Annotated in this window: 18 protein-coding genes; all 18 read right to left on the minus strand. The window is 36.9% G+C overall.

What is annotated here, in order from left to right:
* Positions 1-3 precede the first annotated feature (3 nt).
* Positions 4-1,083 (minus strand): CapA family protein, encoded by a 1,080-nt coding sequence (locus TTHE_RS11105; protein ID WP_013298665.1) that lies wholly within the window; start codon positions 1,081-1,083, stop codon positions 4-6.
* 117 nt (positions 1,084-1,200) lie between these two features.
* On the minus strand, positions 1,201-2,418 hold the full coding sequence (gene tyrS, locus TTHE_RS11110; protein ID WP_013298666.1) for a tyrosine--tRNA ligase: 1,218 nt from the start codon (positions 2,416-2,418) through the stop codon (positions 1,201-1,203).
* A 56-nt stretch (positions 2,419-2,474) separates the two neighbouring features.
* Positions 2,475-3,065, minus strand: coding sequence for an HD domain-containing protein (locus TTHE_RS11115; protein WP_013298667.1), 591 nt, complete (start codon positions 3,063-3,065; stop codon positions 2,475-2,477).
* An 82-nt stretch (positions 3,066-3,147) separates the two neighbouring features.
* Complete coding sequence (locus TTHE_RS11120) at positions 3,148-5,073, minus strand: aconitate hydratase (protein WP_013298668.1); 1,926 nt, start codon at positions 5,071-5,073, stop codon at positions 3,148-3,150.
* Between the two features lie 18 nt (positions 5,074-5,091).
* A complete protein-coding gene (gene nifV, locus TTHE_RS11125; protein ID WP_013298669.1) occupies positions 5,092-6,243 on the minus strand; it encodes a homocitrate synthase in 1,152 nt (383 codons plus the stop codon).
* A 135-nt stretch (positions 6,244-6,378) separates the two neighbouring features.
* The gene (locus tag TTHE_RS11130; protein ID WP_013298670.1) at positions 6,379-6,855 is read right to left on the minus strand and encodes a BglG family transcription antiterminator; all 477 of its coding nucleotides are present in this window, start codon (positions 6,853-6,855) and stop codon (positions 6,379-6,381) included.
* 97 nt (positions 6,856-6,952) lie between these two features.
* Positions 6,953-8,599: a methyl-accepting chemotaxis protein gene (locus tag TTHE_RS11135; RefSeq protein ID WP_013298671.1), complete on the minus strand. Its 1,647-nt coding sequence runs from the start codon at positions 8,597-8,599 to the stop codon at positions 6,953-6,955.
* Between the two features lie 119 nt (positions 8,600-8,718).
* Positions 8,719-10,014: a pyrimidine-nucleoside phosphorylase gene (locus TTHE_RS11140; protein ID WP_013298672.1), complete on the minus strand. Its 1,296-nt coding sequence runs from the start codon at positions 10,012-10,014 to the stop codon at positions 8,719-8,721.
* Between the two features lie 15 nt (positions 10,015-10,029).
* A complete protein-coding gene (locus tag TTHE_RS11145; protein ID WP_013298673.1) occupies positions 10,030-11,199 on the minus strand; it encodes a phosphopentomutase in 1,170 nt (389 codons plus the stop codon).
* 33 nt (positions 11,200-11,232) lie between these two features.
* Entirely contained in the window at positions 11,233-11,634 is a 402-nt protein-coding gene (locus tag TTHE_RS11150; RefSeq protein ID WP_013298674.1) for a cytidine deaminase, read from the minus strand.
* A gap of 16 nt (positions 11,635-11,650) precedes the next feature.
* A complete protein-coding gene (locus TTHE_RS11155) occupies positions 11,651-12,373 on the minus strand; it encodes a GntR family transcriptional regulator (protein WP_013298675.1) in 723 nt (240 codons plus the stop codon).
* Positions 12,374-12,381: 8 nt separating this feature from the next.
* Positions 12,382-13,305, minus strand: a complete 924-nt coding sequence (locus tag TTHE_RS11160; protein ID WP_013298676.1) for an ABC transporter permease — start codon at positions 13,303-13,305, stop codon at positions 12,382-12,384.
* Entirely contained in the window at positions 13,302-14,357 is a 1,056-nt protein-coding gene (locus TTHE_RS11165; protein WP_013298677.1) for an ABC transporter permease, read from the minus strand. The genes TTHE_RS11160 and TTHE_RS11165 overlap by 4 nt, the downstream gene beginning before the upstream one ends.
* A gap of 2 nt (positions 14,358-14,359) precedes the next feature.
* On the minus strand, positions 14,360-15,886 hold the full coding sequence (locus TTHE_RS11170) for an ABC transporter ATP-binding protein (RefSeq protein ID WP_013298678.1): 1,527 nt from the start codon (positions 15,884-15,886) through the stop codon (positions 14,360-14,362).
* 51 nt (positions 15,887-15,937) lie between these two features.
* Positions 15,938-16,993 (minus strand): BMP family lipoprotein, encoded by a 1,056-nt coding sequence (locus TTHE_RS11175; RefSeq protein WP_013298679.1) that lies wholly within the window; start codon positions 16,991-16,993, stop codon positions 15,938-15,940.
* Positions 16,994-17,199: 206 nt separating this feature from the next.
* Entirely contained in the window at positions 17,200-17,835 is a 636-nt protein-coding gene (locus tag TTHE_RS11180) for a cyclodeaminase/cyclohydrolase family protein (protein WP_013298680.1), read from the minus strand.
* Between the two features lie 61 nt (positions 17,836-17,896).
* Positions 17,897-18,793, minus strand: coding sequence for a glutamate formimidoyltransferase (gene ftcD, locus TTHE_RS11185; RefSeq protein WP_013298681.1), 897 nt, complete (start codon positions 18,791-18,793; stop codon positions 17,897-17,899).
* A 66-nt stretch (positions 18,794-18,859) separates the two neighbouring features.
* Entirely contained in the window at positions 18,860-20,728 is a 1,869-nt protein-coding gene (locus TTHE_RS11190; protein WP_013298682.1) for a DUF4914 family protein, read from the minus strand.
* Positions 20,729-20,986 lie beyond the last annotated feature (258 nt).

Genomic DNA, 20,986 nt, shown 5'->3' on the forward strand with positions numbered 1-20,986 from the left:
ATTTTATAAACTTCTCGATAAATCATCAATCTTTTTCAATACGCGATCTTTTTCACCGCCTTCTAGTATCACAGGTCTAAAGTCATTTCTTTCTTTTACAGACGATATTGATATAGGTATCAAATTCATATTTGACGATTTAATTAAACTTTTCGTTTCATCAAATGTAAAAGTCTGTTGAAAAATGAATGCATCTTTGTCTGAAGGATTTCTGTTGCCACCAAAGACGAAATTGCCTAAAGAATAAACTATGTACTTGCCATTGTATTTTTCTATTCCTTCTATCACGTGCGGATGTGTACCCAATACAAGATCTGCGCCCTCGTCCACAGCATAATGTCCTATTGCAATCTGAGTCTTATTAGGATAGTACTTACCTTCATCGCCCCAGTGAAAACATACAACCACTAGGCTGACTTGTTTTTTCATATCAGATATATCCGCCTTTATCTGTTCTTTTAAGTCATTAGGGAAGCTCCATCCAGTATATCCCAGTACACCAATTTTTATTCCCTTTATATCTTTAATGTATTTATATCCATACCCAAAATAACCTACTCCCGCTTTTTTAAGTGTATACACAGTATCATCAAACCCCTGTCTTCCATAATCGAACGAATGGTTATTGGCAAGATTTACAGCATCAATTCCGCCATCTTTCAAAATATTCACATACAGTGGATTGCCTTTGAATTTGTACTCTTTGTCAGCTTCTTTTACTGCATTTGTAAATGTTCCCTCCAGATTGACTATTGTCAGATCGTCTCTTTTAAAGATGTCTTTCACATTTTGAGTAAAATATCCGTAATCTCCATTGTGCTTTTTAAATTCAGAGTCAAATGTGTACTCATCGCCAAAGCTTTCGTCAGATCCCAATGTCGTATCACCTGCAGCACTTATCGTTATATCTACACTGCTATTTTTATCTTTTTCATTGTTAAGTAAAGAAGAACTGTAAAAGGACTTACTACCTTTTAATTTAGAAGCTTCTTTGGCTGCATTTCCCTGTTCTCCTATTGTTATCTCATACGATATTGCAAAGGCGATAATCATTATTAACAAAGAAACTATGAATTTTTTCATCAATGCACTCCCCTTTAATCCCTCATTCCCATTATATAATATTTTACAAATCAGTAATAATTAATAAAATATTAAATTTATAAAAATATGAGCGTACACTTATGTACGCCCATGTACTTACTGAATGACTATTTTGTTATATGATTTTTTCCCTTTTCTAACAAGCATGTAGCCTTGTTTAAACATATCTTCCGTCACTACAGCATTTATATCTTTTACATTCTCATCATTTACATAAAGACCACCTTGAGTAATCAGCCTTCTTCCTTCACTTTTTGAAGGAATAATGTTGGTCTTTGTGAGGACATCAAGCAAACTAGATCCTAACATATCATGGGTAATTATCGATGTTGGTACATTGCTTAGGTCACCGCTGCCTTCAAACAGTGCCTCTGCTGCCTTTTGGGCTTTTCTAGCTTCATCCTCACCGTGTACAAGTTTTGTAACTTCGTACGCCAAAACTTTTTTAGCCTCATTTATCTCCTTATCTTTTAAAGAACCAAGCCTTCTAACCTCATCCATAGGCAAAAATGTCAACAATGAGAGGCATTTTTCCACATCAGAATCATCTATATTGCGCCAGTATTGGTAAAAATCATATGGAGGCGTCTTTTCCGCATCAAGCCATATCGCCCCTTTTTCAGTCTTACCCATCTTCTTTCCTTCGCTGGTGGTAAGAAGTGTAAATGTCATGCCGTATGCTTGTTTTCCTTCTTTTCTTCTTACTAGATCGACACCAGCTAATATGTTGGACCATTGATCATCTCCACCCATCTCAAGTACACAGCCGTATTCTTTATTAAGCATTAGAAAATCATACGCCTGCATAAGCATGTAATTAAACTCTAAAAATGACAGTCCCCTTTCAAGCCTCGTCTTGAAGCATTCCGCTGTAAGCATCTTATTTACAGAAAAATGTACCCCTATATCTCTCAAAAATTCTACATAATTTAGATTCAAAAGCCAGTCTGCATTATTGGCAAGAATTGCTTTCCCATCAGAAAAATCTATAAAGCGACTCATTTGCTTTTTAAAAGCTTCGGCATTGTGGGATATCTCCTCTTTTGTAAGCATTTTCCTCATGTCTGTCTTTCCTGTAGGATCGCCTACCATGGCAGTCCCACCGCCGATAAGTACGATAGGTCTATGTCCTGCCCTCTGCATATGCGCCATTACCATTAGCTGTAAAAAATGTCCAACATGCAAACTATCAGCAGTAGGATCAAAACCTATGTAAAAAGTCACCTTCTCTTTTTCAAGCAACCCTTTTATTTCATCTTCATGCGTCATCTGCTGGATAAAATTTCTCTCTTTTAGCACATCAAATACCGACATCAAATTGACCTCCTGTTTTTCTTTATATTTTATCAAAGATTTTGTGTAAATAAAAGCTATCTTTCAATGTACCCCATATTTATAGAGTCTTCCAATATATCATTTATAAATTTCCATAATTCTGGCGCTATTTCACTTACAATTTTATTTCTTTCAAGCACTTGATGACTTTTAACGCCGTGCTCTCTCCACGAATGTCCCTTCGTATAATAATTATGTATTATTGGCTGCATTCTATCAATGGCAGATGCAAACTTCGCATCAGGGGTTTTGCGCTCTTCAAATTCATCCCATAAAGCTCTTATCTCATCTGCCTGGTCTTTCGGCAAAATATTAAATATCCTCTCTGCCGCTTTCTTTTCCCTCTCCGACTTGTCTTCATAAGCCTTTTCGTCGTATACAAATGTGTCACCTGCATCAATCTCCACTATATCGTGTACAAGAACCATCTTAATCACATGGCTAACATCGATTTTCTCGCTTGCATATTCTGAAAGAACTATCGCCATCATTGCAAGGTGCCACGAATGCTCAGCATCATTTTCATGTCGTGTACCATCTATCAAAAGAGTCTGCCTAAAAACTTGCTTTATCTTATCGATTTCTTTTAAAAACTCTATCTGCTTTAAAAGCCTTTCATTATCCATTAATATTAACCCCTTTTCATGCATATATGTTTATTATATACCAAAGATTTGCTAAAAAAAAGCATGCCTCCGCATGCTTTAATCATTTAACTTTATCTTTTTTCTTAACGTAATTAATAAGTCCACCCTCTATCAAGATCTCACGATTTCTATCGGTAACATCAAGATTAACTTCAAATTTATACCCCTTTGTCTCATTTATGACTACAATTTTTTCTTTTGACTTAACTTGAGAAACAGCATCTTCAATCTTGAGCACATCACCAGCATCGATCTTGTCATAATCTTCATCATTTACAAATGTAAGCGGAAGAATGCCACTGTTTATAAGGTTTGCCTTGTGTATCCTCGCAAACGACTTTGCTATTACAGCTTTGATCCCAAGCTGAAGCGGCGCTAATGCTGCGTGTTCTCTGCTGGAACCTTGCCCGTAATTATTTCCTCCAATTATAATGCCTCCGCCATTTTCTGAAGCTCTCTTTGAAAAGTCAGGATCTATCGTCTCAAAGCAATGCTTCGAAAGCTCCGGAATATTTGATCTCAATGGCAAAAGCTTCGCATTTGACGGCATAATATGGTCTGTCGTTATGTCATCCCCAACCTTTATCAAAACCTTCTTTTGTATGTCAGATAGAGGCGTATTCAGTGGAAAAGGCTTTATATTTGGACCTCTTACAACCTCAAATTCATCAGCGTTGACTGGTGGCTTTATTATCATATTATCATTTACTAAAAACTCACTTGGCATCTCAACATTTATTTCATCACCTAGCTCACGAGGATCTATAAGGTATCCAGCCAATGCCGATGCCGCAGCTACTTCTGGGCTGACCAGATATACTTTAGCTGACTTTGTACCACACCTGCCGTAAAAATTTCTATTAAAAGTCCTCAAAGAAATAGCATTTGTAGCTGGTGCCTGCCCCATACCTATACACGGACCACAAGCAGTCTCCAAGATCCTTGCACCGGCTGATATCATATCAGATAATGCGCCATTCTTCGCAAGCATGTTGAGGACCTGCCTTGAGCCTGGCGATATTACTAAGCTAACACCCTCAGCTATGAGACCACCTTTCAATATTGCTGCGACTTTCATCATATCCATGTACGATGAATTTGTGCAAGAACCAATTGCTACCTGGTCAACTTTTAACTTACCAGCGTCTTTTACCTTTATGACATTGTCAGGACTGTGAGGCAGAGCAACCATCGGCTCTAATTCGTCAAGATTAATTTCTATCACACCATCGTATTCCGCATCATTATCTGGCAAAAGCGCTTCAAAGTCGTCTGCCCTCTTCTGCGCTTTTAAAAATTCATATGTCCTGAAATCGGATGGGAAGATAGATGTCGTTGCGCCAAGCTCTGCACCCATATTTGTGATTGTAGCTCTTTCAGGCACAGATAGTGTTGCGACGCCATCTCCAGAATACTCAAATATCTTGCCCACTCCACCTTTAACAGTAAGCCGCCTTAAGAGCTCTAATATAATATCTTTAGAAGATACCCACGGCCTTAGCTTTCCTGTCAATCTGACGTTAATGACCTCTGGCATTATTAATCTATAAGGCTCACCAGCCATAGCCAGTGCCACATCCAATCCCCCTGCACCTATTGCCAGCATGCCTATGCCGCCGCCTGTCGGTGTATGGCTGTCAGAACCTAAAAGGGTCTTCCCGGGTTTGCCAAACCTCTCAAGGTGAACTTGATGACATATGCCATTTCCCGGCCTTGAGAAGTATATCCCGTGTTTTGCAGCAACAGTCTGAATGTACTTGTGATCATCTGCATTCTCAAAGCCTTCCTGCAGCATGTTGTGATCTACATATGCAACAGAAAGCTCTGTCTTAACCTTATCAACTCCAAGTGCCTCAAGCTCCAAATACGCCATCGTGCCTGTGGAGTCTTGCGTCAGCGTCTGATCTATTTTAATCGCTATTTCATGGCCTTTTATAAGTTCGCCATCTACTAAATGTTTTTTCAATATTTTCTGCGTTAAATTCACTTGCCATCCCCCTTAATGCTAAATTGCCTTTATCTTAGAAATATGTTCTTCATACAAATATATCAATTCTTTATCAAAAAGCGGCCTCTTAAGCTGAATTGACAAACTTCTCACATATGGCAGCAATTCTTTTGCTTCATTTTCAGGCAATGTTCTGCCGTATTCTTTGAATTTGTTGATAAGTGCAGCCGTCCCTGAATGTTTGCCTATCACTATCTGTCTCTCTAAGCCTACTTCATCTGGATCAAAAATCTCGTAAGTATGTGGATCTTTTAGTGCACCATCAACGTGGATTCCAGATTCATGTGCAAAAACATTTGTTCCAACAATTGCTTTCCATGAAGGTAACTGTCTGCCAGATGCAGCAGATACGTACTCAGATAATTCTCTAAACCTTTTCGTATCTATTCCGATGTCATACTTATACACATGTTTTAGTGCCATCACCACTTCCTCTAATGCTGCATTTCCTGCTCTTTCTCCAAGTCCATTTACCGTAACACCTATAAAATTAGCTCCAGCTTTAAATCCGGCAAGCGCATTTGCTGTCGCCATTCCAAAATCGTTATGTGTATGCATTTCAATATCTATATCGATAGACTCTTTTATCCTTTTTATAACATCAAATGTCTTAAATGGGTCTAATATACCTACAGTATCACAAAATCTCAACCTGTCTGCACCGGCCTCTTTTGCACATTTTGCAAATTCTATGAGAAAATCTATGTCTGTTCTTGATGCATCTTCTGCATTTACAGATACATAGACGCCTTCTTTTTTAGCAAATTGGACAGCACTGGTCATGTGATCCAAAACCCACTGCCTTGAAGTCCTAAGTTTGTGCTCTATGTGTATATCTGATGTTGATATTGAAATCGCAACGGCATCAACACCGCATTCTAATGATTCTTTTACGTCATCTATAACTGCTCTGTTCCATGCCATTATGCTGGCATTCAGTCCAAGTTTTGCAATTTTAGCAATTGTTTCTTTCTCGTCGCCACCCATCGTTGGAATTCCGACTTCCAGTTGATTCACACCTATTTCATCAAGCATTTTCGCAATCCTAATTTTTTCACTATTAGCAAAAACGACACCTGCAGTTTGTTCTCCATCTCTCAGCGTTGTATCTACTAGGTACAATTTTCCATCCTCTTTTTTGAATTTCATCGAACTTCCCCCTTCACAAAACAAAAAAACTTATGTATATATTTTATTCATATAAAAAAATAAAGTCAATAGTTTTTGCAATTTTTTATATATAAAATTGCAAAAACCAGATTATATATGCTAATCTGGTTTTTATCAATCATTTATTAATCTTTGAATGTGTATGGCTAGATAGCCTATTTCATCTTCTGGTACATCCTTATCTAAGGAATTTCCTATTAGCTTTGCAACATTTGTCGCTATTTTATATGCTTTTTTAAATTTTCTCTTTATTGGTACAAGAAGTTCATTTGATATCGGCATGCCTCTCTCTATTCTGTCAATTGCAAATTTCAAATGCGTAATAAGCCTCAGATAATCAATAGAATCCGTCTCAATCTTCCTGTCTATCATGTCTTCTATGTTTTTCACAAGTTCTGAAACAAGTCGCGTATTTTTCATGGTAACAGATACGCCGGAATTTTCGAACGCTGCATGAAGGTGCAGCGCAATAAATCCTGCTTCATCTTCAGGAAGCTTAATATTTAATCTACCACTTATGATATCAATGGCTTTAAGTGCTATTTTATAGTCATCTTTATAAAGGGCACTTATCTCTTGGTTAAAAATCAAAAAGCCGGCAAGGAAAAAACCTCACCGGCTAATGCCTGCATTGCAGTTACACCTTCTTAATTTTATAATATCAAATTTACACAAAAATGTAAAGCATTTATAATTTTTTAACTGCACTTGTTATGCTTTCCATATTAGCTTTTTGCTCCTCAGTAAATGCTACTTGATTATTTACATAATCCAAATTCTTTGTGTTGTTTTCATCAACTTTATTTATTATTTCCATCAACTGCTCAGAAGATGCTAAAAGCTCCTCAACTTGTGCAGATATATTTTGCGATGCACCCATGACACTCTTTACAGCCTGCAATGTCTTGTCAGAGCCAGCGGCAGTCTCAGTAGTTACATCTGATATATTGCTTATAACCATCGAAATCTCATCAAAGCCCTTCTTAACGTCATTGAATATATCAAGAACTTTATTAACTTCTGATGCCGCTTTTGTAGAATTATCTATGTCATTGATGACACTGTCAATAGTCACTCCTGTATAACTTGTTATGTTTTCTATTATCTCACCAATCTTTACAACACTGTCTGTAGACTGCTTAGCCAGTTTTCTTATCTCCTCAGCAACAACAGCAAAACCTTTTCCATATTCACCTGCTCTTGCAGCCTCAATAGCTGCATTGAGAGATAAAAGATTTGTCTGATCTGCAATTTCAGATATTGCAGACAGTATTTCTTTTATTCCTCCCATCTTCTTATCCAGCTCTTTCAGCTCATTTGAATTGACTTTTGAATTTTTAAGACTTTGATTCAAAGTATTAATAAGGTTTCTTACTACATCTCCTTGATTCTTGACATTGTCTTCTATCTCTCTTATTTTCTCTATAGCCTTATTCATATCATTCAATAAATTCTCGGAAGACCTTGATAACTCTTCATTTGCCTCAGAGACATTTGTTATCGACAAAGCAACTTCATTAGCATTTTCTGCAATCGTATTTATACTTTCTGTAAGCTGTTCGATGCCATCTCTTGACATCTTGATATTTCCTGTATTTTCCTCAGCCATTTTTCTCAGTTCAATTGATGAATCTAAAACTTTTTCAGAATGCTCCATTGATTTACTTACTTCGCTATTTATAATCCTTGAAAGTTTCCTCAGTTTTCTAACAGTTATAAGCGAGTATATTATGATTACGACAATGCAAATAACACTTATAATAACCGACACCTTGAATGTTCTGTCATTCTGAGCTATCATGTCATTAAACATAGGCAAAAAACCTTGAGAATACTTATTGCTAAAATCTGTCATGTTATTCTGAATCTGCGTCGCATAATAACTAATCTTCAAAGTCTTATCGCTGTCTTGATCAAGATTGTATGTGTCATTTAAACTATCTATTGCAGTACTAATATTTTTTATGCTATCATTTATGCCATCTACATCAGCTTTTAACTGTTTATACAAGCTTGTACCTTTAAAGTCTTCCAATGCATTACCTATGCTATTTATATTTTGTGTGATGTTATTTAAATCAGTCTTTAAGGCACTTTTAGTATTCTGCCCGACAGTGTAATTATTTACATCGTTCAGAAGAACGCTGCTGTACTGTGCCAGCTGCACCTGTGAGTTTGAAATGTAAAGTACCTGATTGATGACAAACTTTTTTAAATTGTTGATATTATTTTTTGTGTTTATCATCCCAAAATTAACAGTAAAAGATAATACCAAAAGCAAAATACCGATTACTACAAAAGCTCTTATGAGTTCGCCCCTTAATGTTTTTGTCATTTACACCCCTCCATAGATAAAACGTTTTGTTAACTATATCGGCTTTTATTTGAAAATGTTAAATGATTGCAAAAAAAAATTCCTCCAAGAGGAATTTTTGCATATATCATATATAATTTTTACATATATATCAATTGTGGCCTTTCGACGTATTCGTCTGTAATTATTATAAACTTTTTTATTTCATTTAAAGCCCATTCTAGCTTATCTCTATCATTTGCATATATTGTTGCTATAGGATCACCCTTCCTTACAATATCTCCGATTTTACCGCCTAACATTATACCTACTGATAAATCGATAGAGTCTTCTTTTGTAGACCTTCCAGCACCTAATTTCATAGCAATAAGTCCTAAATCTAAAGCATATAAATCTTTTATATACAAGTCTTCCTCAGCACACCATGATTCAACAAATTTAGCCTGAGGAAGCAGTGATATGTCATCTACTATCCTGGCATCTCCACCTTGCGCACTAATGAACTCTTTGAATTTATCCAGTGCTTTACCGCTTGTCAAAGCCTCTTTCAACATCTCTTTTGCTTCATCCGTATCTTTTGCAACCCCAGCGATTGTAAGCATATCAGCACCTAAGACCATACAAACATCCAGAAGATCCTTTGAACCATTTCCTTTTAATACGTCGATGGCTTCTACTACTTCCAATGAATTACCTATAGCAAGCCCCAGCGGCTCATCCATGTTTGTTACATGGGCAACTGTCTTCCGTCCTACAGAATTACCTATTTCAACCATGAGATTTGCAAGCTTTTTGGCGCTTTCAATATCTTTCATAAATGCACCACGTCCAACTTTTACATCCAAAACTATCCCGTCGGCACCTGATGCAATCTTTTTGCTCATTATCGAGCTTGCTATAAGTGGTATTGAATCAACTGTTGCAGTAACATCTCTCAATGCATACAGCTTCTTATCTGCAGGTGTCAAATTGCTTGACTGTCCTACAACAGCAATGCCGTGCTTATTTACATTGTCTATGAATTCTCTTTCACTTAGCTCTACTCTCATGCCTGGAATAGATTCAAGTTTGTCTATTGTACCACCTGTATGTCCCAGACCTCTTCCTGACATCTTTGCAACAGGCGCACCACAAGCTGCAACAAGAGGTGCTAATACTAACGTGGTGGTATCTGCAACACCTCCAGTGGAATGTTTATCAACCTTAATACCTTTTATTTCAGATAAATCCAATACATCTCCAGAATGTGCCATGGCCATTGTTAGATTTGCAGTCTCTTCATTTGTCATGCCATTAAAGTATATGGCCATCAAAAGAGCGCTCATCTGATAATCAGGTATATAATCTTTTGTATATGATGATATAATAAAATCTATCTCGTCTTTTGTAAAAGTGCCTCCATCTCTTTTCTTCATTATAAGATCGTACATTCGCATATCAAACCCTCCTAACTAAAATGGCAGTTCATCAAGGAATGATGTCCCATGACCTGTACCTTTAACGTTGAACACTTCAGCAATAGTAGCAGCAATATCAGAAAATGTTTGTCTCACTCCCAAGTTTGCGCCATGTTTAAATTTTGGACTGTACACTATAAGTGGTACATATTCTCTAGAATGATCTGTGCTGGCTGTAGTAGGATCATTGCCGTGATCCGCAGTTATAATCATCAAATCATCATCATCAAGTTTTGCCAATATTTCTGGAAGATGATTATCAAAATATTTTAAAGCATCAGCATAGCCTTCAGGATTGTTTCTGTGTCCATAAAGCATATCAAAATCCACTAAATTTGTAAAAATCAAACCACTTTTAATTTTGTCTAAAGCTTTCAAAGTCGCAATTATACCGTCTTTATTGTTTGTGGTATGATCCTTACCTGTTATGCCACACCCTGCAAATATGTCCTCTATCTTACCTATAGCGAATACTTCATAGCCAACCTCTTTAAGGTTATCCAATATAGTTGGGCTTAAAGGCTTTAATGAAAAATCTCTTCTATTTTCTGTCCTGACAAAATTGCCGGGCTTTCCTACGAATGGTCTTGCTATGACTCTTCCTACAGCAAACTCGCCATTTAACATTTCTCTTGCAATTTCACACATTCTATAAAGCTCGTTAAGCGGTATTACATCTTCATGAGCAGCAATTTGAAATACGCTGTCTGCCGACGTATAGACAATAGGACAACCTGTTTTCACATGTTCTTCTCCGAGCTCTTCAATTATCTCCGTTCCTGATGCAGGTTTATTCCCTATCACTTTTCTGCCTATTTTCTCTTCAAATGGCTTTATTACTTCGTCTGGAAATCCATTAGGAAATGTTGGAAAAGCTTTGTCTATCCAAAGTCCTGCTATTTCCCAATGTCCAGTCGTCGTATCCTTGCCAGCAGAATGTTCTTGCATTTTTCCATATGCACCTATAGCACTTTCATCAGCTTCCACGCTTTTAAGCGGCAGTATATTTCCCAGCCCTAATCTACCTAAATTCGGAAGCTTAACACCTGTCACATCGCATATGTGTCCAAGCGTATTTGAACCATTATCACCATATTTATATGCATCAGGAGCCTCACCTACACCAACGCTGTCTAAAACTATCAACAAAACTCTCTTAATCATTTAATCACCTCTATTAAAATATGTTTCACAAATTTAAATATTATTTTCATCGGATAAAGAAAATGCATATGGAAGCAGATCTTTAGCTTTTTTTACCACATAGTCGCCTTTCATATTTCCTAAAATGACCGTCAAATCTTCACCGCCTAATTCGTACATCACCTGTCTACATGAACCGCACGGTGATACAGGTCCATCAGTATCGGCTACTACAGCAATCGCTTTTATCTTTCTATCTCCATTGGAATATGCATTAAATAACGCTGTTCTCTCTGCACAATTCGTAAGTCCGTATGAAGAATTTTCTATGTTACATCCTTTATAAGTATTCCCATTACCTGTAATGACACATGCACCAACTTTAAAATGGGAGTAAGGCACATACGCCTTCTCCCTTGCCTCTTTTGCCATTTCCAATAATTTCTGATAATCCATCGGCTCAACCTCCTAATCAATCACGCTTTCTGATGATATAAAAATCAAACTTATCTGCATTGAAATAGTTAGAAGAAAAAAGTATTGGCATATTGTTTTCATCATAATGAATCTGTTCAAGCAAAAGCACAGAGCCATTCTTTCCTATATTAAGCTTCTTTTCTATCGTAAAATCATGTTTAACAACTTTAATACTTGAGACTGCATAGGTTATCTTTATATTGTATTCATTTTCTAAAAATGCAAACATAGATTCCTCAAAACCGCTGAACTTATCTCCTACTATTTTACGAGGTAGTCTATCAACACAGTACACAACAGGTATGTCATCTGCCGTTCTAACTCTTTCGACTTTATATATTTCATCACCGGGATTAAGTTTTAATTTTTCAGCTTCATTTTCCAGCGCCGGCAATTTATAAAATGTAAAGTCTTTTGTACCAGGCTTCATTCCCTGCAGTTTAATAAGCGCTGTAACGCTAAACAATTCCTCAAGCCCGCTTCGTATAATTGGTTTTCTGCGAACAAAAGTACCTACACCTTGCTGCTTAGCTATCAGACCCTCATCTTCCATTATTCTCATCGCTTCTCTAAGTGTAGCCCTGCTAATGCCAAATTCTTTTGAGAGAGAAGCCTCAGAAGGAAGTTTCATTCCTTCCTTCCATACCCCTGTCTTTATAAGCTCCTCCATCTTATTTAAAGCCAACTCATAAAGTGGCTTTTTATCAGGTACTAACATATTAAGCCTCACTTTTTAGGCGTATATGGCACACCATCTGCAGCAGGAGATACACTTTTGCCGCCAACCCCAACCAGAGCCAAAACGGTGAGAATATATGGAAGCATCATAATTATATTCTTTGATATTGCACTATTTTGTAGCTGCATGCTTAAAGCCGTCGCAAATCCAAAAAGCAGCGCTGCTCCAAAAGAACCAAATGGCGTCCATTTGCCGAATATCATAGCTGCCAATGCTATATATCCTCTTCCACTGGACATATCAGTGCTAAAACTGTTTAAAAGACCTATCGATAGATATGCACCACCTATTGCTGAAAACAAGCCACTTAAAGCGACACCAAGGTACCTTAACTTTATTACGTTAATTCCTGCAGTTTCGGCTGCCTCAGGATTTTCTCCAACAGCCCTTATTCTTAATCCTAGATTTGTATGAAACAAGAAATAATTTGATGCAAATATCAAAATTATCATAAGATATACTATAACGCTATTGCCACTTAAAATTTGTCCTATAAATGGTATATTTTTAATAACAGGAATATTTATATTGGGAAGCATTGGCGTATCTGTCGGCGTACCGCTGAAACCAAAGATTGTGTTTAAAAGATATGCAGTAAATCCTGATGCAAATATATTTATTGCCATACCAAGAATAACTTGATCAGCAGTAAGTGTCACAGCAGCCCATGCAAAAATAACAGCTACTATCATACCCACCACAATTGCACCTAATAGTCCCAGCCAAGCACTTCCTGTTAAATGTGCAAACAGTACGGCAAAAAAAGCAGCAATAAGCATTATACCCTCCATCGCAATATTGACAACACCTGATCTCTCAGAAAAAGTTCCTCCAAGTGCTGGCAGTGCTAGTGGTGTTGCCATAGCAAGCGTAGCCGACCACAACTGAGGATTTAATAAAATCTCTTTCATGACGCTAACTCCTCCTTTTTTTGCTTCTTAAACTTGCTTTTCAATACTTCAATAATTTTGTCAGCAGCGACAAAGAATATTATTAATCCTGTTATGACATCCGTAAGCTGACCAGGCACTTGCGCATTTAACTGCATATACTGTGACCCTGTTCCAAGTGCCGCAAACAGCAGCGCTGAAAATATGACTCCAATCGGATTATTCTTTGCCAGCAGCGCAACTACTATGGCTGTGTAACCATAACCGGATGTAAAACTATCGTAAAGCCTATGCTGCACACCTAAAATTTGAACAGCACCTGCAAGACCCGCAAATATACCACTCAAGCTTAACGAAAGTACAATATTAAATGGAACATTCATACCAGCATATTTCGATGCTCTTTGGTTGAATCCAACAGCTCTCATCTCGTATCCCCAAACTGTCTTATACATAAACCAATATACAAACAATGCTGCTGCTATCGCAATCAATATTCCATATGATAGCTGTGTACCTTTTAATATGGTAGGGATAACAGCAGAATCCTTAATAAGTGGAGACTGCGGAACAGATCCTTTTTCCATCATGGGACCAAATTCTAGAAGATAATGGCTGAAATATATTGCAACATAGCTCATCATCATAGTTGTAATGACTTCATGTGCACCTGTATATGCCTTTGCAAATCCTGGAACTATTCCACCCCAAAGTCCTCCGGCAATCATTGCTGCAATTAAAGCAAATGGTATGTGAATATACCATGGTAGTCCTTTGAAAGAATAGCCTATCCATGTAGCAACTATCGCACCAATCCAGTACTGTCCTTCTGCACCGATATTGAAAAGCCCTGCGTTAAATGCTATTGCAACGCCAAGACCGGTTATAATCAGAGGCACAGCATTAGCGAGTGTATTCGCTATATTGGGCAATGTGCCAAATGCACCCATAAACAACGATACATAAGCAGATACCGGATTAAAGCCCGTCACTAACATTATAATAGAACCTATAATAATAGCGATTATTACTGCAAATATAGGCATGTAAATGCTTTTTAATAATTTTTTCATAATCACACCTCAACTTCCTTAGTGTCTATTTGCGAACCTGCCATGAGCAATCCAATTTTCTCTCTCGTAGCAGACTTGCCATCAAGTATATCCATAATCACACCATTATGAATAACCCCAATCCTGTCTGATAGGGACATTATCTCCTCAAGCTCTAAAGAAACAAGAAGTATAGCAGAACCTTCATCTCTCAACTGAAGCAATCTCTTATGAATATACTCGATAGCTCCTACATCCATTCCCCTCGTCGGCTGGACAGCTATCAAAAGCTTTGGATTTGAGCCGACTTCTCTAGCAAGAATTATCTTCTGCTGGTTGCCACCTGAAAGATTACCTGCCAGAAGATTATAATCAGTTGGTCTTATATCAAATTCCTCAACTTTCTTAGAAGCATTTTCAAATACTCTTTTGTACTGAATAACACCATTTTTCGAATACTGACTGTTTTTATACTCCTTTAAAATTAAATTATCAGCCACGCTGAATTTCATAATAAGTCCTTCTTGTTGCCTGTCTTGCGGAATATATGATATACCAAGCTTATACCTTTCACGAGTTGGCAACTTTTCAATGTTATTATTATTATACTTAATAATACCTGATTTTATTGACCTTAACCCCATCAATGCCTCAATAAGCTCTGTTTGACCATTGCCATCTATACCAGCCAATCCAAAAATTTCTCCACTTCTTATATCAAAGCTAACATTTTTAACTCTTTCTATATTCTGTTCATCTGATACAGTTAAGTCTTTTACTGAAAGAACGACATCGCCAGGTTTGTATTCTGTTTTTTCTACTCTTAGTACAACCTCTCTTCCAACCATAAGATTCGCTAATTCCTGCTCAGATGTATCTTTTGTATTTAAAGTCCCTACTGTTTTGCCTCTTCTCATTACAGTCACTTTATCAGATATCTCTTTTACTTCGTCTAATTTATGGCTTATGAATATGATAGATATTCCTTGTTTTTTCAAGTTTCTCATTATTCCAAATAGCTCTTCTGTCTCCTGAGGTGTAAGCATAGCCGTAGGTTCGTCCAAAATGAGAAGTTTTGCATGCCTATAAAATGCTTTAAGAATTTCTACCCTCTGCTGCAGTCCCACAGATAAATCTTTAACTTTAGCGTCAGGATCGATTTCAAGATGATAATTTCTTGATATCTCTCTTATCAATTCGTTTGCTTTCTTTTTATTGTAAGAAATACCACCCGGTTCAGCACCAAGGACTATATTTTCTGCAACAGTAAGAACTGGAATCAGCATAAAATGCTGATGCACCATTCCAATACCTTTTTCTATTGCTTCATGTGGTCCATTAAGGTTTAAAACTTCTCCATTAAATTTTAATTCACCTGAATCTGGTCTATAAAGTCCATATATGACATTCATTAAAGTAGATTTTCCGGCACCGTTTTCACCAAGTATTGCATGAATTTCTCCTTTTTCAACTATGAGATTTACTCCGTCATTTGCCCTGACTTTCGGAAATATTTTTGTAATGTTATTCACTTCTAATAAAGCGCTCATCAATACACCTCCTAAAAAAGGGCTGATCACCGTCAGCCCCAAAGTTAGCCTTTATTTTTGTACTTGATCTGAAACTTTTATAGTGCCATCCTTAATCTGTTTTGCATAATCATTTACTTTGTCGATTATTGATTGTGGTACATCTTTTATAGGCTTTGCATATCCTACCCCGTTATTAGCCAAATCAAAGTACACTAGTCCACTTTTGAAATTATTATTAAGTGCGCTCTTTATAACATCAAATGTTGCAACATCAACTTTCTTAAGTGCTGATGTCATAACAGTATCAGGAGCCATATAATTCTGATCTGCGTCAACACCGATAGCATATATATTCTTTTCCTTTGCAGCATTTATAACGCCATCACCAGTCTGACCAGCATCACCAAATACTATATCAGCACCTTGGCTTATTTGTGTCAAAGCCATCTGTTTTCCAGATGCTGGGTCGTTAAAGTTTCCTGTATAGCTTACAAGGACTTTTGCATCAGGATTTACAGCTTTAACACCTTGCTGGAAACCTGCAATGTAGCTATCAACAGGTGGTATCTGCATTCCACCAACAACGCCGACGACGTTTTGGTCATTTAACTTTGCGTTCTTTTCTTTTTCCATAAGGCCAGCCATTACACCAACTAAATATCCGCACTGCTCTGTTTTAAATGTAGCAGATGCAACATTTGGCCTATCTGTTATATCTGAGTCGATTATTAAAAACTTTGTGTCTGGGAATTCCTTCGATACCTGCTCAACAGCATCTTTCATAAGAAATCCAACTGCAATTACTACGTTGTATTTCTGTTGAGCAAATTGTGTAAGATTTGTCACATAGTCTGTTTGCTGTTTTGACTGAATAAAGTTAACTGTAACACCAAGCTCATTCTTCGCTCTCTCTAAGCCTTGATAAGCCAGTTGGTTGAAGCTGTGGTCATTTATACCACCAACATCTGTGACAAGGCCTACTTTAAAGTTTTTGTTTTTCGCTGCTTGGCCTGTGCTATTCGGCTGTGATGATTGCTGTTTTGTCTTTGAAGTACAACCTGATAAAAGTGATAAAGTCAGCACAAATGCTAACATCAACGAAAGAACTACACGTAATTTTTTCATTACTTCATCCTCCTATTTTTATTATCGTTTTCAACTATTTAGCCTTCTGAAATTTTAGTCGTTGTCTGACATCTAACAACATTATAGTTCTAATAAGCGATGTTGTACAACTTTTTCTATGGCTGGTATTTGCAGTTTATATCATATTTACTATGTATTTCTTTATTTTTCTCGCTTTTAAATATACTTATACTCTAGTAAAAATATCATAGATCTTTCATAGATATATTCAAAATCTCATCTCTTATAGGTCCATATCTTTTTATTAAATCATCACATTCGCTAAGGACACTATCAACAAAAGATTTGTCTTTTATGTATTTCGCATTTACTTTCACATTTATCATGGCACTTTGAAGCCCAGCATAGAGAAGCAAAGCTCCAACTGCAGCATCAGAGACTGCATTTGGGTTTCCATACTGTGCTATAAGCAAAGTCGGAGCAAATCCTTCACTGCATAGACGTGCTAACTTAAGTGGTACATTTATAGCTTTCATATAGGCTTTCTCAAGTTTTTCACTTCTTATGGCTTTATTTTCATCAGTATCTTTAGGCATTTTAATTGCACTTATGACTTCTTCATATGCGTTTTTATCCTCATCCACCAATTCCATAAACTCAGAAAGAAGCCTTCTGCAAATTTTGAGTCCACTTTCTATCTCGTCTTTGATGTCATCATCATACTCATTGTAAAATTGCCTGCCAATTGTAAGATTGTACACCATTGATGATAAAGCTATACCAAGACTTGCTACCAAAGAAGAAACGCTGCCACCGCCCGGAGCAGGCTTTGACGATGCAACTTCATTTACATAATCATTCAATGTACGGTTTATAAGCATGAAATCATCTCCTTTTATTACTATTTATTTAATTATATCTTATTTCCACTTTATTGAGCAATTACTCGTACAATCTATATTCTATAACTTTATCGTAACTGAAATTTTCCATCATAAGATAATACTCTGCTGTATCATACAATGCTTTAGCAGGAATCAATCCTATAAGCTCACTGCCAACAACATTTACACCATATCTAGCTGCTTCTCTTTTAATCACCTCGAATACCCTGAATACAGGCGTTTTTTCGTAATTTGTAAAATTCATTGAAACTTGTACAATATTTCTCTGTTTTAAATCTACTCCCATCGCTTTTAAATATCTAAACCCACCACTGGAAAATCTCACAGCCTTCGCTATCTTGTTTGCAATGTCTATATTGTTTGTCCCTAAATTCACGTTATAAGCAATAAGATAGTGTCTTGCTCCAATAACAGTAACGCCACTTTTTTCATTCATCTCATGAGGTCCAAAGTCAGGAACCCATTCAGGCATTTTAATCTTTTCAAAAAAATGTTCATACTCACCCCTCCTTATGTCTTCAAGATTTTTTCTCTTTGGATTTGGTTGAGCTTCCTCGTATAGATACACCGGTATATTAAGTTCATCTCCGATTCGCTTTCCTACTTCTCTTGCTATTTCTATACATTCCTCCATAGTAGCGTTTTTAACAGGCACAAAAGGCATAACATCCAAAGCTCCAATCCTTGGATGCTGACCTTTATGATAGCGCATGTCGATAATTTCTGAAGCCTTTCTAGCAATATTAAAGGCAGCCTCTTTTATTCCCTCCACGTCACCGCAAAATGTTATTACAGACCTGTTATGGTCACTATCCATAGAGTAATCCAAAAGCTTTACACCTTTTACTGATACTACCTCAGATACAAGCTCAGCTATTTTATTTGCGTCTTTACCTTCACTAAAATTCGGTACACATTCTATTATCTTATTCATAAGTATCCCTCCACTTTAGTTTCATCAGCGATTTATAATAAAAATACGGACCTTTAAGATCCGTATTTATAAGAGATTTATATAATCGTCAAGCGTTCCGTCATCAAGGCAGCACTCTATTATCTTCTTTCCAAGCTGTGACAGATCTGGTGTAAGATATTTTTTAAGCTCCTGTTTGAAGAAATCAGTTAATATCTTTGCACCTCTCTGGAATGCCTCTTCACCTACCTCAGGCTGTAAATAAACCTGCAGGAAGTGCTTTGGCATAAATTCTCCATCTATCTTCAATGATTCTAATGAATATCCCAAAAGAGGGCATTTAGACTTTGTCAATTGATCCGGTCTGAATTTCGCACCGCCGCGCCTCGATAAATATTCTCTAGCAATCCACTGTGGCATAAATCCAACTTTATACGCTCCAATATGCTGATTTGGTATTAACACATATCTTGTAGCAGGTGTATTTTGAATCTGATCTAATATTAGATTGGCATGCCGAACCATCTTTCCAGTAGCAAATGGCCAATATGAGCCAACACCTTCACTGCTTAAGCCTTCTGTATCTATTATGCTTGGATTTGCATACCCTCTTGGCGCTACAAGTCTCCAAAGCCAAGCAATAGATGGTGGAAGTACGTGCAGTAATCCCAATATGCCATATGATGGATTTTCCTTAGTACATGGCGGTGTTCTCACCCCAAAACTCCTTATATCAACTTCAACAGCTTCATCAACAGTATTTGATATGAATCCTCTTGGCATTATAACTCTCGGATTTGTACATGGCTTTCCCGGACTATCTTCTATGTGCTCCCAAATAAGGCATGTAGAGTTAGGAACACCATCGATATTTAAAAATAGCAATGGCTCTTTAGGATGTATACATAATTTCTCAAGATCTGGGCTTGACCCGTACTCTGTAACATGATCCAGTCGTATAAACCAACCATTTTCTGCATCTTTAACCACCAATTTCTTGTTTGTATCTTGATAAATTGGATGGCAAAGGGCCATATCGTCTGTAACAGGCTGTAATTCGCTGTTCTCCTTTAGCTCCATGTAAAATTTCTCTTTCGTTACGATATTAGTACCAAAATGAATCCTTCCATCTAATTCCCTTGGAAGTTGCTCAGTCATCTCACTCTTTCCACCGCCACTGGCACCTTCATGCATAATAGTCATTATATTGTCATATGGTGTTATTACTCTTACCGTAGAAGCATGTGCTGTTATCCATCCTTCCCTTTCGCCTATATCTAAGAGAACACTGTAAACACCTTTTTTTGCACTTGGACCTGGGTACAAATTATATGAGAAAAGTTCTTGCATATTTTCAAGTCTGTTGTGAACAACAACCTGCTTGCCACCAAAGTGTGTATGTCTAAAAGGAGGTGCCACAAATATTATAGAAAGAGGTTTAAATTCTTTATTTATTTTGTCCTTCGGTATAAATCCCTGTATATCCGCAAGCGCAAGGACAAAAAAACCAGCATTTTTTGGTGCAATAACCAATGAAGCATATCCCAAGCTTTCATCGCCAGCCATAAATGGCATCACAATTAAGTCTTGCTCTTTCAGCCATTGAAATGTCTTTACCCTTAAAGGCTCAAAATCTTCACCAAATCTGTCTTTATATCTAACCTTATCAGTGTCTTTATCATCGGCTATCACCATGCAGTTTGGTTCCCGGCGCCTCATATAAGGTTCAGGATAATTTATAGCAAAACCATTTTTGCATCTTGCTACAGTCGCTTCAACAACTTTTCCTCGTCCAGGCACATCGTATGATACCTCAAATGTATCGTTCTCGCCGCCACCCATAGTCAAGTTTAACAGTTCTTCTCTGCTTTCAGGAATAATTATCTCTTTCCCACTTTTTAAAATTTCTAGGACATCATCAGGCAATATGAAATAATCTAAAATATCATTTTCCATCTCTTATATTCTCATTCCTTTCACTATGCATCCCGCAGAATTTTTTGAAATATTAGATATGATATAATGCAAAATTTAATATTTTTAATATTTTATAAAAGCCACTATCTATCTATTGCTCTAGATAAATACTGGCTAAACAACGATGATATTTAGTAGATATTCATAGAAACCCCCTATTTGATTTCCTTCAATATAGAAAAAATTCATGTAATTTATTCTATCATTTTCAAGCATTAAAGTCAATCCTAATTTAAC

Source organism: Thermoanaerobacterium thermosaccharolyticum DSM 571 (genome assembly GCF_000145615.1).
GTDB classification, from domain to species: domain Bacteria; phylum Bacillota; class Thermoanaerobacteria; order Thermoanaerobacterales; family Thermoanaerobacteraceae; genus Thermoanaerobacterium; species Thermoanaerobacterium thermosaccharolyticum.

Bases quoted from the DNA above. Each gene is read 5' to 3' on its own strand.
- TTHE_RS11165 (WP_013298677.1), bottom strand. From the start codon at position 14,357: ATGAAAAAATTATTAAAAAGCATTTACATGCCTATATTTGCAGTAATA.
- TTHE_RS11190 (WP_013298682.1), bottom strand. From the start codon at position 20,728: ATGGAAAATGATATTTTAGATTATTTCATATTGCCTGATGATGTCCTA.
- TTHE_RS11150 (WP_013298674.1), bottom strand. From the start codon at position 11,634: ATGGATTATCAGAAATTATTGGAAATGGCAAAAGAGGCAAGGGAGAAG.
- TTHE_RS11175 (WP_013298679.1), bottom strand. From the start codon at position 16,993: ATGAAAAAATTACGTGTAGTTCTTTCGTTGATGTTAGCATTTGTGCTG.
- TTHE_RS11140 (WP_013298672.1), bottom strand. From the start codon at position 10,014: ATGCGAATGTACGATCTTATAATGAAGAAAAGAGATGGAGGCACTTTT.
- TTHE_RS11145 (WP_013298673.1), bottom strand. From the start codon at position 11,199: ATGATTAAGAGAGTTTTGTTGATAGTTTTAGACAGCGTTGGTGTAGGT.
- nifV (WP_013298669.1), bottom strand. From the start codon at position 6,243: ATGAAATTCAAAAAAGAGGATGGAAAATTGTACCTAGTAGATACAACG.
- TTHE_RS11115 (WP_013298667.1), bottom strand. From the start codon at position 3,065: ATGGATAATGAAAGGCTTTTAAAGCAGATAGAGTTTTTAAAAGAAATC.
- tyrS (WP_013298666.1), bottom strand. From the start codon at position 2,418: ATGTCGGTATTTGATGTGCTAAAAGAGAGAAATTTTATCCAGCAGATG.
- ftcD (WP_013298681.1), bottom strand. From the start codon at position 18,793: ATGAATAAGATAATAGAATGTGTACCGAATTTTAGTGAAGGTAAAGAC.
- TTHE_RS11135 (WP_013298671.1), bottom strand. From the start codon at position 8,599: ATGACAAAAACATTAAGGGGCGAACTCATAAGAGCTTTTGTAGTAATC.
- TTHE_RS11155 (WP_013298675.1), bottom strand. From the start codon at position 12,373: ATGTTAGTACCTGATAAAAAGCCACTTTATGAGTTGGCTTTAAATAAG.
- TTHE_RS11180 (WP_013298680.1), bottom strand. From the start codon at position 17,835: ATGCTTATAAACCGTACATTGAATGATTATGTAAATGAAGTTGCATCG.
- TTHE_RS11105 (WP_013298665.1), bottom strand. From the start codon at position 1,083: ATGAAAAAATTCATAGTTTCTTTGTTAATAATGATTATCGCCTTTGCA.
- TTHE_RS11170 (WP_013298678.1), bottom strand. From the start codon at position 15,886: ATGAGCGCTTTATTAGAAGTGAATAACATTACAAAAATATTTCCGAAA.
- TTHE_RS11160 (WP_013298676.1), bottom strand. From the start codon at position 13,305: ATGAAAGAGATTTTATTAAATCCTCAGTTGTGGTCGGCTACGCTTGCT.